The 14,081-nt window shown below is 61.6% G+C and carries 12 protein-coding genes; 11 read left to right on the top strand and 1 reads right to left on the bottom strand.

Going from position 1 to position 14,081, the window contains the following annotated elements; genetic code table 11:
• Positions 1-158: 158 nt before the first annotated feature.
• From C4J92_RS24050 to trpE, 8 genes are all read left to right on the top strand, one after another.
• Positions 159-1,271 carry an ABC transporter ATP-binding protein gene (locus C4J92_RS24050; RefSeq protein ID WP_124372037.1) on the top strand — a complete coding sequence of 371 codons (1,113 nt, stop codon included), beginning with the start codon at positions 159-161 and terminating at the stop codon, positions 1,269-1,271.
• A 43-nt stretch (positions 1,272-1,314) separates the two neighbouring features.
• On the top strand, positions 1,315-2,355 hold the full coding sequence (locus C4J92_RS24045) for an ABC transporter substrate-binding protein (protein WP_124368548.1): 1,041 nt from the start codon (positions 1,315-1,317) through the stop codon (positions 2,353-2,355).
• Between the two features lie 141 nt (positions 2,356-2,496).
• Positions 2,497-3,723 carry an ABC transporter permease gene (locus tag C4J92_RS24040; protein ID WP_124372035.1) on the top strand — a complete coding sequence of 409 codons (1,227 nt, stop codon included), beginning with the start codon at positions 2,497-2,499 and terminating at the stop codon, positions 3,721-3,723.
• A gap of 12 nt (positions 3,724-3,735) precedes the next feature.
• Positions 3,736-4,560, top strand: coding sequence for an ABC transporter permease (locus tag C4J92_RS24035; protein ID WP_124364637.1), 825 nt, complete (start codon positions 3,736-3,738; stop codon positions 4,558-4,560).
• A 216-nt stretch (positions 4,561-4,776) separates the two neighbouring features.
• Positions 4,777-5,925, top strand: coding sequence for an iron-containing alcohol dehydrogenase (locus C4J92_RS24030; protein ID WP_124368546.1), 1,149 nt, complete (start codon positions 4,777-4,779; stop codon positions 5,923-5,925).
• Between the two features lie 84 nt (positions 5,926-6,009).
• Complete coding sequence (rpe, locus tag C4J92_RS24025) at positions 6,010-6,684, top strand: ribulose-phosphate 3-epimerase (protein WP_124405433.1); 675 nt, start codon at positions 6,010-6,012, stop codon at positions 6,682-6,684.
• On the top strand, positions 6,681-7,499 hold the full coding sequence (locus tag C4J92_RS24020) for a phosphoglycolate phosphatase (RefSeq protein ID WP_124405432.1): 819 nt from the start codon (positions 6,681-6,683) through the stop codon (positions 7,497-7,499). The genes rpe and C4J92_RS24020 overlap by 4 nt, the downstream gene beginning before the upstream one ends.
• Positions 7,500-7,567: 68 nt before the next feature.
• On the top strand, positions 7,568-9,049 hold the full coding sequence (trpE, locus tag C4J92_RS24015) for an anthranilate synthase component I (RefSeq protein ID WP_124368544.1): 1,482 nt from the start codon (positions 7,568-7,570) through the stop codon (positions 9,047-9,049).
• A gap of 130 nt (positions 9,050-9,179) precedes the next feature.
• On the opposite strand, the gene estP is transcribed toward trpE, so the two are convergent.
• Positions 9,180-11,102, bottom strand: a complete 1,923-nt coding sequence (gene estP / locus C4J92_RS24010) for an esterase EstP (protein WP_124405431.1) — start codon at positions 11,100-11,102, stop codon at positions 9,180-9,182.
• 425 nt (positions 11,103-11,527) lie between these two features.
• On the opposite strand from estP, the gene C4J92_RS24005 reads away from it, so the two are divergent.
• From C4J92_RS24005 to trpC, 3 genes are read left to right on the top strand one after another with little or no spacing between them, the layout of a single operon-like run.
• Positions 11,528-12,121: an aminodeoxychorismate/anthranilate synthase component II gene (locus tag C4J92_RS24005; protein ID WP_124364632.1), complete on the top strand. Its 594-nt coding sequence runs from the start codon at positions 11,528-11,530 to the stop codon at positions 12,119-12,121.
• A 9-nt stretch (positions 12,122-12,130) separates the two neighbouring features.
• Entirely contained in the window at positions 12,131-13,180 is a 1,050-nt protein-coding gene (gene trpD, locus C4J92_RS24000; RefSeq protein ID WP_057723690.1) for an anthranilate phosphoribosyltransferase, read from the top strand.
• The gene (gene trpC, locus C4J92_RS23995) at positions 13,177-14,013 is read left to right on the top strand and encodes an indole-3-glycerol phosphate synthase TrpC (protein ID WP_124405430.1); all 837 of its coding nucleotides are present in this window, start codon (positions 13,177-13,179) and stop codon (positions 14,011-14,013) included. Before trpD ends, trpC begins: the two co-directional genes overlap by 4 nt.
• The last annotated feature ends 68 nt before the right edge of the window (positions 14,014-14,081 follow it).

Below are 14,081 nucleotides of genomic sequence, written 5' to 3'. Positions count from 1 at the left end.
TTGTCGCTGCACTGTCCCATGCCCGCCATGTGTGTAGGGCGATCCCTACCCCGAACCTTCCATCCGGCTGATGCGATTCTCTCCTGGCCCCCGATTTCCGGGGCCTCGCGCCTGGACTACGCTTGTGCCACAGCAGTCCAAAACACAAAGGTGCGGGTATGAGCGAGGTGGATTCAAATGATGTGCTGGTCAGCTTTCGTGGCGTGCAGAAAAGCTACGATGGCGAAAACCTGATCGTCAAAGACCTCAACCTGGAGATTCGCAAGGGCGAGTTCCTCACCTTGCTCGGGCCGTCCGGTTCGGGCAAGACCACCAGCCTGATGATGCTGGCCGGTTTTGAAACGCCCACCGCCGGTGAAATCCAGCTGGCTGGCCGCTCGATCAATAACGTGCCGCCGCACAAGCGCGACATCGGCATGGTGTTCCAGAACTACGCCTTGTTTCCGCACATGACCGTGGCCGAGAACCTGGCGTTTCCCTTGTCCGTACGTGGCTTGAGCAAGACCGACATCAGCGAGCGGGTCAAGCGCGTGCTGAGCATGGTGCAGCTCGACGCCTTTGCCCAGCGCTACCCGGCGCAACTGTCCGGGGGCCAGCAACAGCGGGTGGCCCTCGCCCGCGCCTTGGTGTTCGAGCCGCAACTGGTGCTGATGGACGAACCCCTCGGCGCCCTCGACAAGCAACTGCGCGAACACATGCAGATGGAAATCAAGCACCTGCATCAGCGGCTCGGCGTCACCGTGGTGTATGTGACCCACGACCAGGGCGAAGCCTTGACCATGTCCGACCGCGTGGCGGTGTTCCACCAGGGCGAAATCCAGCAGATCGCCGCGCCGCGCACCCTCTACGAAGAACCGAAAAATACCTTTGTGGCCAATTTCATCGGCGAAAACAACCGCCTCAATGGCCGTCTGCACAGCCACACCGGCGAGCGCTGCGTGGTGGAACTGGCGCGCGGCGAGAAGGTGGAGGCGCTGGCGGTGAATGTCGGCCAGATCGGCGGCCCGGTGACCCTGTCGGTGCGCCCGGAGCGCGTCAGCCTCAATGGGGCCAGTGACAATTGCATCAACCGTTTTTCCGGGCGGGTGGCGGAGTTCATCTACCTGGGCGACCACGTGCGTTTGCGCCTGGAAGTCTGCGGCAAGACCGATTTTTTCGTGAAACAACCGATCGCCGAGCTGGACCCTGCCCTGGCGGTCGGCGACGTAGTACCGATTGGCTGGCAAGTCGAGCACGTTCGCGCACTCGACCCACTTCTAGAGGCGAACTGATCGCCCCCTGGCTTCACCAACCCTGCACGTGGAGAGCACAACAATGTTGAGATCCCTTAAGTTTTCCGTCCTGGCTATCGGCCTGATGGGCGCGACACAGGCCATGGCAGGCCCGGACCTGACCGTCGTATCGTTTGGCGGCGCCAACAAGGCGGCCCAGGTCAAGGCCTTCTATGCACCGTGGGAAAGCGCGGGCAACGGCAAGATCATCGCCGGTGAATACAACGGTGAGATGGCCAAGGTCAAAGCCATGGTCGACACCAAGAGCGTGTCCTGGGACCTGGTGGAAGTGGAGTCGCCAGAGCTTTCCCGTGGTTGCGACGAAGACATGTTCGAGCCCCTGGACCCGAAACTGTTCGGCAACACGGCGGACTACGTCAAAGGCGCGATCCAGCCTTGCGGCGTAGGTTTCTTCGTATGGTCGACGGTGCTGGCCTATAACGCCGACAAACTGGCGTCCGCACCCGCCGGCTGGGCGGATTTCTGGGACACCAAGAAATTCCCGGGCAAGCGTGGCCTGCGCAAAGGCGCCAAGTACACCCTGGAATTCGCCTTGATGGCCGACGGCGTCGCGCCTAAGGACGTCTACAAAGTGCTGGCCGGCAAAGATGGCCAGGACCGTGCGTTCAAGAAACTCGACGAACTCAAAGCCTCGATCCAATGGTGGGAGGCCGGTGCGCAACCGCCGCAGTACCTCGCTTCGGGCGACGTGGTGATGAGCTCGGCCTATAACGGCCGCATCGCCGCCGTGCAGAAAGAAAGCAATCTGAAAGTGGTGTGGAACGGCGGCATCTATGACTTCGATGCCTGGGCCATTCCAAAGGGCCTGGCCAAGGACCGCGCCGAAGCGGCGAAGAAATTCATCGCCTTCTCGGTACAGCCGCAGCAGCAGAAGACCTACTCCGAAAACATCGCCTACGGCCCGGCCAACACCCAGGCCGTCCCGTTGCTGGCCAAGGACGTGCTCAAGGACATGCCGACCACCCCGGAAAACATTGCCAACCAGGTGCAGATCGATGTGAGTTTCTGGGCCGATAACGGCGAGCAACTCGAGCAACGCTTCAATTCCTGGGCGGCCAAGTAACACCGCATCACCCTGTGGGAGGGGGCTTGCTCCCGATGACGGTCTGTCAGCTGACACATGTACTGACTGAACCACTGCCATCGGGAGCAAGCCCCCTCCCACAAGGGATTTGCATTTATCTTCAAGATTCGGAGTTCAGCCATGGCCCTCGCCATTCCCACCCTCAAGCAGCGCCTGGCCCGTGCCGAGCGGCTCAATCGCTGGAAAGCCCAGGCCTTGATTGCGCCATTGGTGCTGTTTTTGCTGCTGGTGTTCCTGGTGCCCATTGTTGCGCTGCTCTACAAGAGCGTCGGCAACCCGGAAGTGGTGGGCGGCTTGCCGCGTACGGTGGTGGCGGTAACGGCTTGGGACGGCCGTGGCTTGCCCGGCGAGCCGGTGTACCAGGCGCTCAGTGAAGACCTGGCTCAAGCGCGCAAAAACCAGACCCTTGGCGATCTGTCCAAACGCTTGAACATGGAACTGGCCGGCTATCGCAGCCTGCTGACCAAAACCGCGCGGGCGCTGCCGTTTACCGAAGCGCCGGCCTCTTATAAAGCCGCGCTGGAAACCCTCGACGAACGTTGGGGCGACCCGGCGTACTGGCAGGCGATCCGGCGCAATACCAGCAGCCTGACGCCTTACTACCTGCTGGCGGCCGTCGATCATCGTATTGACGACTTGGGCGAAATCGCTCCGGCCACCCCCGACCAGGCCATCTACCTGGATATCTTCGCTCGAACGTTCTGGATGGGCCTGGTGATCACGGTCATCTGCCTGCTGCTGGCCTATCCCCTGGCTTACCTGCTGGCCAACCTGCCGGCGCGCAAAAGCAACCTGCTGATGATTCTGGTACTGCTGCCATTCTGGACCTCGATCCTGGTGCGGGTGGCGGCGTGGATCGTACTGCTGCAATCCGGCGGTCTGATCAACAGCGCCCTGATGGGCCTGGGCCTGATCGATGCGCCGCTGGAATTGGTGTTCAACCGTACCGGCGTGTACATCTCCATGGTGCATATCCTGCTGCCGTTCATGATTCTGCCGATCTACAGCGTGATGAAAGGTATCTCGCCGACGTACATGCGTGCGGCGATTTCCCTGGGCTGCCACCCGTTCGCCAGCTTCTGGCGCGTGTACTTCCCGCAAACCTACGCCGGTGTCGGCGCCGGTTGCCTGTTGGTGTTCATCCTGGCGATTGGTTACTACATCACCCCGGCGTTGCTGGGCAGCCCGAACGACCAGATGGTCAGCTACTTCGTGGCCTTCTACACCAACACCAGCATCAACTGGGGCATGGCCACGGCGTTGGGCGGCTTGCTGCTGCTGGCGACGGTTTTGCTGTACCTGATCTACAACCGGCTGGTGGGCGCCAGTCGCCTGCGCCTGAGCTGAGGAGACCTTGCGATGCTGAGCCCTTATATGTCACCGGTGGAGCGGCTGTGGTTCTACAGCCTGCGGATTCTGTGTGGCCTGATCCTGCTGTTCCTGATTCTGCCGGTGCTGGTGATCATCCCGCTGTCGTTCAACAGCGGCAGTTTCCTGGTGTACCCGTTGCAGGGCTTTTCGCTGCAGTGGTATCAGGACTTCTTTGCGTCGGCCGAATGGATGCGCGCCCTGAAGAACAGCATCATCGTCGCCCCGGCGGCCACGGTGCTGGCGATGGTGTTCGGCACGCTGGCGGCGATTGGCCTGACCCGTGGCAATTTCCCTGGCAAAGCCTTGGTGATGGCCCTGGTGATTTCGCCGATGGTGGTGCCGGTGGTGATCATTGGCGTGGCCAGTTACCTGTTCTTCGCCCCGCTGGGCCTGGGCAACAGCTTTTTCTCGCTGATCGTGGTGCATGCGGTACTGGGCGTGCCGTTTGTCATCATCACCGTGTCGGCGACCTTGCAAGGGTTCAACCACAATCTGGTGCGGGCGGCGGCCAGTCTGGGCGCATCACCATTGACCGCGTTTCGCCGGGTGACCTTGCCGCTGATCGCGCCGGGGGTGATTTCCGGGGCGTTGTTTGCCTTCGCCACCTCGTTCGATGAGGTGGTGGTGACGCTGTTCCTCGCCGGGCCGGAGCAAGCCACATTGCCCAGGCAGATGTTCAGCGGCATCCGTGAAAACCTCAGCCCCACCATTGCCGCAGCGGCGACCCTGCTGATCGGGTTCTCGGTGGTGCTGTTGCTGACCCTGGAATGGCTGCGCGGCCGTAGCGAGAAGCTGCGCACCGCCCAGGTCTAAAGCCTGTAGGAGATCAAAATGGGGGAGGGGGCTTGCTCCCGATAGCATTCTTTCAGTTGATGAATAAGTCGACTGACAAAATGCTATCGGGAGCAAGCCCCCTCCCACATTGGATTTGTATTGGCTCGGAAATCACTATTTAGATCCTGAATAGCAGACAACCCGTTTCGGTCAGCTATTCTTGTGCCAGCCCATCACCGACAAGAGGCCGCGCACATGAGTACTTCCTCATTCAAGATCGCCCACAAACTGCTGACCGGCGCTGGCGCCATTGAGCAACTCGGCGCCGAGTTGACGCGCCTGGATGTGGATAACCCGCTGATTGTCACCGATGCCGCGCTGGTCAAGTCCGGCACCGTCGCGCTGGCACTCGAGCATCTGGGCGGGCGGACTTATGAAATTTTCGACCGCGTGCTGCCCGACCCGGAAATCGCCATTGTCGAAGATTGCATGCAGGCCTACCGCGACGGCGGGCACGACGGCCTGATCGGCGTGGGCGGCGGCAGTGCCATCGACATCGCCAAGAGCGTGGCCGCATACGCCGGTTACCACGGAGCCCTGGCGGATTTGTTCGGCGTCGACCAGGTGCCGCGCAAGGGCCCGCCGCTGATCGCGATTCCCACTACCGCCGGCACCGGCTCCGAGGTGACCAATGTGGCGATTCTTTCCGACAAGGTCGCCCAGCTGAAAAAAGGCATCGTCAGCGACTACCTGCTGCCGGATGTCGCGCTGATCAGCCCGCAAATGACCCTGACCTGCCCACGCAGCGTCACGGCCGCCAGTGGCGTCGACGCGTTGGTGCATGCCATTGAATCCTACCTGTCGCTGAACGCCTCGCCGATCACCGATGCCCTGGCGATCGGCGCAATCAAGCTGATTGCTGGCGCCTTGCCCAAGGTTTATGCCAACCCGGCCAACCTGCAGGCCCGTGACGATATGGCCACCGCCAGCCTGATGGCCGGCATGGCCTTTGGCAACGCGGGCGTCGGCGCGGTGCATGCGCTGGCGTATCCGTTGGGCGGCCGTTTCAATATCGCCCACGGCGTGAGCAACGCACTGTTGCTGCCCTATGTGATGCACTGGAACAAGCTGGCCTGTGTCGAGCGGATGCGCGACATCGCCCAGGCCATGGGGGTAAATGTCAGCGGGTTGAGCGTGAATGATGCCGCCGACCAGGCCGTCGAGGCGATGACGCGACTGTGTGCCGCCGTCGAGATCCCGTCGGGCCTGCGCAGTTTCGGCGTGCCGGAGGAGGCTATCCCGGCGATGGCCACTGAAGCGGCGGGTATTGAACGCCTGATGCGCAACAATCCACGCCAGCTCAGTGCCGCCGATATCGAGAAAATCTACCGGGCTGCGTACTAGCCGTTGAGTTAGGTCACGGTGCGCAGGGCAAAGCATGAGGTATACAATGCGCGCCATCGTGATTTAGCTCAAAAAAGGTGCGTCATGCAGCCCTTCGTCATTGCTCCATCGATTCTCTCCGCCGACTTCGCCCGCCTGGGCGAAGAAGTGGACAAGGTGTTGGCCGCCGGTGCCGACTTCGTGCACTTCGACGTCATGGACAACCATTACGTGCCCAACCTGACCATCGGCCCGATGGTGTGCGCGGCACTGCGCAAATACGGGATTACCGCGCCGATCGACGCGCACCTGATGGTCAGCCCGGTGGACCGCATCGTCGGTGACTTCATCGACGCCGGCGCGACCTACATCGCCTTCCACCCGGAAGCCACGCTGCACGTCGATCGGACTCTGCAATTGATCCGCGAAGGCGGCTGCAAGGCCGGCCTGGTGTTCAACCCGGCCACGCCGCTGAGTGTGCTGGAGTACGTGATGGACAAGGTCGACATGGTCCTGCTGATGAGCGTCAACCCGGGCTTCGGCGGGCAGAAGTTCATCTCCGGCACCCTGAACAAGCTGCGCGAAGCGCGGGCGCTGATCGATGCGTCGGGCCGGGATATCCGCCTGGAGATCGACGGCGGGGTCAATGTGAACAATATCCGTGAAATCGCTGCGGCGGGCGCCGACACCTTTGTGGCCGGCTCGGCGATCTTCAATGCACCTGATTACCAGGAAGTGATCGCCAAGATGCATGCCGAACTGGCGCTGGCGCGTCCATGAGCGGCTTTGAGCAGCTGTTCCCCGGCAAATTGCCACGGCTGGTGATGTTCGACCTGGACGGTACCTTGATCGACTCGGTGCCTGACCTGGCGGCGGCGGTGGACCAGATGCTGCTCAAGCTGGGGCGCAAGCCTGTGGGGATCGAGGCGGTGCGTGAATGGGTCGGCAACGGCGCGCCGATGCTGGTGCGACGGGCGCTGGCAGGCCATATCGACGCCACCGGTGTGGACGAGATGGAAGCCGAACAGGCCCTGCAATTGTTCAACGCCGCCTATGAAAGCAGCCACGAGCGGACGGTGGTGTATCCCGGCGTGCGTGACGCCCTCAAGTGGTTGAGCAAGCAGGGCGTGGAAATGGCCCTGATCACCAACAAGCCGGAGCGCTTCGTCGCTCCGCTGTTGGATCAGATGAAGATCGGCCGATATTTTCGCTGGATCATCGGCGGCGATACCCTGCCGCAGAAAAAGCCTGACCCGGCGGCACTGTTTTTCGTGATGAAAATGGCGAATATTCCGGCGTCCCAATCGTTGTTCGTCGGCGACTCGCGCAGTGATGTCTTGGCCGCAAAAGCTGCGGGTGTGCAGTGCGTGGCCCTGAGTTACGGCTACAACCATGGCCGGCCGATTGCAGAAGAATCGCCAGCGCTGGTCATCGATGACCTGCGCCTGTTAATCCCCGGTTGCTTGGGCGCGGGCGCTGAGATAACGTTGCCCGACATCGACCCGTCCCCTACTGGAAATGCCATCGTGGTGGTCACTCGCAAACTCTGGATGAAAGTCATCAAGGCCCTGGCCCGCTGGCGTTGGCGCGCCTGACTGATCCCCGCCGCGCTGCGGCCCGTTTGCCTACCTGACCGATTGACCCTCACACCACGAGGCACCTGATGATCCGCGAAGAATTCCTGCGTTTGGCCGCTGCCGGCTATAACCGTATCCCCATGGCCCGTGAAACCCTGGCCGACTTCGACACACCGCTGTCGATCTACCTGAAACTGGCCGACGAGCCGAACTCTTACCTGCTGGAGTCGGTACAGGGCGGTGAGAAGTGGGGCCGTTATTCGATCATCGGCCTGCCGTGCCGCACGGTACTGCGAGTGCATGACCATCATGTGAGCATCACCCATGATGGCCTCGAGATCGAAAGCCATGACGTAGAAGACCCGCTGGCCTTCGTCGAAGCCTTCAAGGCGCGCTACAACGTGCCGACCATTCCCGGCCTGCCGCGTTTCAACGGTGGTCTGGTGGGGTATTTCGGTTATGACTGCGTGCGCTACGTGGAGCAGCGTTTGGGTAAATGCCCGAACCCGGACCCGCTCGGCGTGCCGGACATCTTGCTGATGGTCTCCGACGCGGTGGTGGTGTTCGACAACCTTGCCGGCAAGATGCACGCGATAGTGCTGGCCGACCCTGCCCAGGCGGATGCCTTCGAGCAAGGCCAGGCCAGCCTCGAAGCGCTGCTGGAAAAACTGCGCCAGCCGATCACCCCGCGCCGTGGCCTGGACCTCAGCCGTCCACCCGCCGCCGACCCGGTATTTCGCTCCAGCTTTACCCAGGCGGACTACGAGCGGGCAGTCGATACCATCAAGGAATACATCCTCGCCGGTGACTGCATGCAGGTGGTGCCCTCGCAACGGATGTCCATCGACTTCAAGGCCGCGCCGATCGACCTGTATCGAGCGCTGCGTTGCTTCAACCCGACGCCGTATATGTATTTCTTCAATTTCGGTGACTTCCACGTGGTGGGCAGCTCGCCGGAAGTGCTGGTGCGCGTCGAAGACAACCTGATCACCGTGCGCCCGATCGCCGGCACGCGCCCGCGTGGCGCCACCGAAGAAGCGGATCTGGCGCTGGAAGAAGACCTGTTGAGCGACGACAAGGAAATCGCCGAGCACCTGATGCTGATCGACCTGGGGCGTAATGACACCGGGCGGGTCTCGGAAATCGGCTCGGTGAAGCTGACCGAGAAGATGGTCATCGAGCGGTATTCCAATGTGATGCATATCGTGTCCAACGTCACCGGTGAGCTGAAGGCCGGCCTGACCGCGATGGACGCACTGCGCGCGATTCTGCCGGCCGGTACTTTGTCGGGCGCACCAAAGATTCGCGCCATGGAAATCATCGACGAGCTGGAGCCGGTCAAGCGTGGCGTCTACGGCGGCGCCGTGGGGTATTTCGCCTGGAACGGCAACATGGACACGGCGATTGCGATCCGCACGGCAGTGATCAAGGACGGCGAGCTGCATGTGCAGGCCGGTGGCGGCATCGTGGCTGACTCGGTGCCCGCGCTGGAATGGGAAGAAACCCTGAACAAGCGCAGGGCGATGTTCCGTGCGGTGGCGTTGGCTGAGCAAACGCCGCAGGGCTGAAGCCAAATGTAGATCAAAATGTGGGAGGGGGCTTGCCCCCGATAGCAGTGTGTCAGCCAGCACATCATGGACTGACAGGCCGCTATCGGGGGCAAGCCCCCTCCCACATTAAGCCTTCATTGTCCTGCTGTTAGAAATCCAGACTCACCCCGACACTGACCCCTTGCTGGGTCAAATTGTCATCCTTCCTCACGTTATACGCCGCCCGTAACGCCAATTCCTGCGTCAGCTTGTGGCTGACCCCCAGGCTCAAGCGATCCGAATTGCTGCGTGGTGTATACCCGTCCAGCTTGAAGTCGATCCCCTGCACGCTGTTGAGCGAAATATTCACCTTCTGGGTGTCATTTTCGAACTCGTGCTCGTGGGCCACTTCGCCAAACACCTGGGTGTGCGGGGTAATGCGGTAGCTGCCCTGCAGCCCGACGCCCAGGCGCTTGGAGTCGCGCTGCTGGTCATCGAAGGTCAGGGCGGTGGAGCGGCTGTCTTTTTCCGAGTAGCCGTTCACTTCGACCCGCGCGTAATCGGCGCTGATAAAGGGCGACAGGTGCCAGTCACTGCCCGGCGTGGCGATGTCATAACCCACGCGACCGCTCAGGGCCCACAGCCAGCCATCGGTGTCACCCTTTTCCGACCCCTCGCTGACGCCCAGGGCGAACTTGCGCTTGAGGCTGTCGAAGTCCAGCTTGCCGCCGGTCAAGGCGGCGTCGGCCCACCAGTGATTCTGTTGATACTGGGCGAACGCCGTACCCATGTAGCTGTTGAGCTTGTAATCCGAGTCGCTGGCGCCGGCTTCCAGCGTCTGGCGGTACAGGCCTGCGGCTACGCCCACGCGCCAGGCCTCGTTGAGTCGGTAGCTGCCACCGATGTTGAGGTTATAGCCACTGCCATCGCCGCTGGCCGAGCTGCTCTGGTCATCGAAGTCCAGACGCTGACCACCGCCCGCCACGATCGCTCGCCATTGGCCCACGGCTTGCCAGTGGCCGGTGTCTGCCTGCCATTGATTGCGCAATTCATCTTGATGGGCGCGCAATGTGCCTTGGGCCATTTCCGGCAGCAGGGTCAGCTCCCAGGGCGCCGCGAGCAGGGAATAGGCGTAGTCGGCAATCAGCTGTTGCCCCGCCACCGTGGGGTGGACCGAGTCGTTGTAGATCAGCTTGGTCGGGTCCGGATTGGTGCCGCCGATGCCGTAGACCGGGTTGGCGGTGCAACTGTTTCCACTGAAACAGGTACCGGTCAAGTTTTGCCCGGTGGCGAGGCCGAAGCGGGCCGGATCGGCGAAGGCTTCGTTCAACAACAACGGAATGTTCAGCGGGATCACCTGTGCATCGATCTGCGACAGGCGCTGTACAAGGGACTGGTTGAAAATAGTGCTCAGGGCCGACGTTGCTGCCTGCTGCGGGGTGCCATTGATGGCCGGCGTCAGTCCGAGGTCGGGCAGCATCCATACCATGATGTAACGCGCGCCGGCTTGTTGCAGGGCCTGGGCGCTGTCCGCCAGGCGCCCGCCGGCGGCGACCGCCTGGGCGGGGCTGAGTACGCGACCCTGGAGGAAGTCATTGCCGCCACCGGACAGAAAGTACAACGCATTTGGATCGGCCAGCCCGCCGTTGGCCGGCAGGTAACCCTGTCGACTGCGCAGCACCGTGCCGCCCCCGGCATTGCCGGGTGGGATCGCAGCGTTGGAGACCGAGGTAATGGAGTCGAGGATATTGTCGGTACGGTAGCCGCCGACCGCCCAGTTGTTGCCGTCCGGCAAGCCCTGGGCCGCGCGCACCGGTGAGGTGGAGGCGTTCAGGTCGTTTGGTGCCACACCCAGCTTTGCGCCGAGCAAGGTCGAAGAGACGAGACCGTAATCGCCTTGGAACGTCGGCCCGGTGCGGTTGGTAAAGCGCAACGTCGATCCGGCGCTGCCGTCGGGGAACTGACCGGCATCAGCCAGGCTGTCGCCGAACACCACCATGGTTGAGTAAGGTGACGGTGCCGCATAGGCCTGCGCGCAAGCCAGGGAAAGCAGGCCGGCAGCCAGGGGGGCGAAGAACGGAGCTCTGGGCATGGAAAATTCCATTGAGTTGTTTTTATGTCGGAATCGAAACACTAGCAAAGTATTGAGCGTTTTCTATAGCGCAAAACCGAATTTTCCTACGCGCATCCCAACGAGCATAAGCCCGTATTTGCTGCTCCATATTGCACCGCTGGCGAGGCTACGTTACTGTGCCTGAACGTATGAATGAGACCCTCCCCGTGTTGATCATCAGCAAACTCTTGATGCGAGTAGTCAAGGCACACGCCCGTTGGCGTTGGCGCGCCTGACATTTTTCCCTGCCGGCCTGGCCGGATCTGCACCGATTTGCCTTCTTTTACCTTTTGTCTGACGCCCCTTGCCGTTCACCCCGGCAACCGGAACGTGCGTCCGGCAGCGGGCCACACGCTTGGAAGGCGGTCATTTGAAATCAGTGAATTCAAGAGGTTTGAACCCACATGTTGCTGATGATTGATAACTACGATTCCTTTACCTACAACGTTGTGCAGTACCTGGGCGAGCTGGGTGCCGAGGTCAAGGTCGTGCGCAACGACGAACTGACCGTCGCCGAGATCGCCGCGCTGAATCCGGAACGCATCGTGGTTTCGCCTGGCCCGTGCACACCGAATGAAGCGGGCATCTCCCTGGAAGCCATTCAGTATTTTGCCGGCAAGCTGCCAATTCTGGGCGTGTGCCTGGGCCATCAGTCCATTGGCCAGGCGTTTGGCGGCGACGTGGTGCGCGCGCGCCAGGTGATGCACGGCAAGACCAGCCCGGTATTCCACAAGGACCTGGGCGTGTTCCACGGCTTGAACCTGCCCGTGACCGTGACCCGTTATCACTCGTTGGTGGTCAAGCGCGACACCCTGCCCGAGTGCCTGGAGCTGACGGCCTGGACCCAGCTGGAGGACGGCTCGGTCGACGAGATCATGGGCCTGCGCCACAAGACACTGAATATCGAAGGGGTGCAGTTTCACCCTGAATCGATCCTGACCGAGCAGGGCTACGAGCTGTTCGCCAATTTTCTCAAGCAGAGCGGCGGCACGCGCTAAGGACTTTCCATGGATATCAAGACTGCCCTGGGCCGTATCGTCGGCCACCTGGACCTGAGCACCGCTGAAATGAGCGATGTGATGCGCGAGATCATGACCGGCCAATGCTCCGACGCACAGATCGGCGCATTTATGATGGCCATGCGCATGAAGAGCGAAAGCATCGACGAAATCGTCGGCGCCGTATCGGTGATGCGTGAACTGGCGGACAAGGTCGAACTCAAGACCCTCGACGGCGTGGTCGATGTGGTCGGCACCGGCGGCGACGGTGCGAACATCTTCAACGTATCGACGGCGTCCTCGTTCGTGGTCGCGGCAGCGGGTTGCACCGTGGCCAAGCACGGCAACCGCGCGGTGTCCGGCAAAAGTGGCAGCGCGGACCTGCTGGAAGCGGCCGGCATCTACCTGAACCTGACGCCGGTACAGGTGGCACGCTGCATCGACAGCGTCGGCATCGGCTTCATGTTTGCCCAGTCTCACCACGGCGCGATGAAACACGCGGCCGGCCCGCGCAAGGACCTCGGCCTGCGTACCCTGTTCAATATGCTCGGCCCGCTTACGAATCCGGCCGGTGTGAAGCATCAAGTCGTCGGTGTATTCAGCCAGGCGCTGTGCCGGCCATTGGCCGAAGTGCTGCAGCGCCTGGGCAGCAAGCATGTGCTGGTGGTGCATTCCAAAGATGGCCTGGACGAATTCAGCCTGGCGGCGCCGACCTTCGTGGCGGAGTTGAAGAACGACCAGGTTACAGAATATTGGGTCGAGCCTGAGGACTTGGGCATGAAGAGCCAAAGCCTGCACGGCCTGGCGGTGGAAAGCCCGGCGGCGTCGCTGGAATTGATTCGCGATGCGTTGGGGCGACGCAAGACCGAAAACGGTCAAAAAGCCGCGGAAATGATTGTGCTCAATGCTGGCGCGGCACTTTACGCAGCCGACCATGCCTATAGTCTTAAGGAAGGTGTCGCCTTGGCCCACGATGCGCTGCACACCGGTCTGGCTCGCGAGAAACTTGAAGAACTCGGAGCATTCACCGCCGTATTCAAGATGGAGAATGAAGCATGAGTGTTCCGACCGTTCTGGAAAAAATCCTGGCGCGCAAGGCTGAAGAAGTCGCCGAGCGCCGTGCCCGTGTGAGCCTGGCCGAGCTGGAAGCCCTGGCAAAAGCTGCTAATGCACCACGAGGGTTTGCCAAGGCCTTGCTCGAACAGGCCAAGAAGAAGCAGCCGGCGGTGATCGCCGAGATCAAGAAGGCCTCACCGAGCAAAGGCGTGATCCGCGAGCACTTCGTGCCACAGGAAATCGCCGTCAGCTATGAAAAGGGCGGGGCGACGTGCCTGTCCGTGCTGACCGATGTCGATTTTTTCCAAGGCTCCGATCTGTTCCTGCAGCAGGCACGCGCGGCGTGCACGTTGCCGGTGATCCGCAAGGATTTCATGGTTGATCCCTACCAGATCGTCGAAGCGCGCGCCCTGGGCGCCGATTGTGTGCTGCTGATCGTTTCCGCCCTGGATGACGTGAAGATGGCCGAGCTGGCCGCTGTAGCCAAGAGCGTAGGCCTGGATGTATTGGTCGAAGTGCACGACGGCGACGAGTTGGAGCGTGCACTGAAGACCCTCGACACACCGCTGGTGGGGGTCAACAACCGTAACCTGCACACCTTCGACGTCAGCCTGGAAACCACCCTCGACCTGCTGCCGCGTATTCCCCGTGACCGCTTGGTGATCACCGAGAGCGGCATCGTCAACCGCGCCGATGTGGAGCTGATGGAGATCAGCGAGGTGTATTCGTTCCTGGTCGGCGAAACGTTCATGCGCGCCGAGAACCCAGGGGCGGAACTGCAGCGTCTGTTCTTCCCGGAGCGGGGTGTGGTGGTCAGCGGTTCCACGCTCGATTGAATTGATTTGAATGTGATCAAAATGTGGGAGGGGGCTTGCCCCCGATTGCGGTGTATCAGTTATCGATG

Source organism: Pseudomonas sp. R3-18-08, assembly GCF_003852065.1.
Lineage (GTDB): Bacteria > Pseudomonadota > Gammaproteobacteria > Pseudomonadales > Pseudomonadaceae > Aquipseudomonas.
This window is presented reverse-complemented; position numbering and strand designations above follow the sequence as displayed.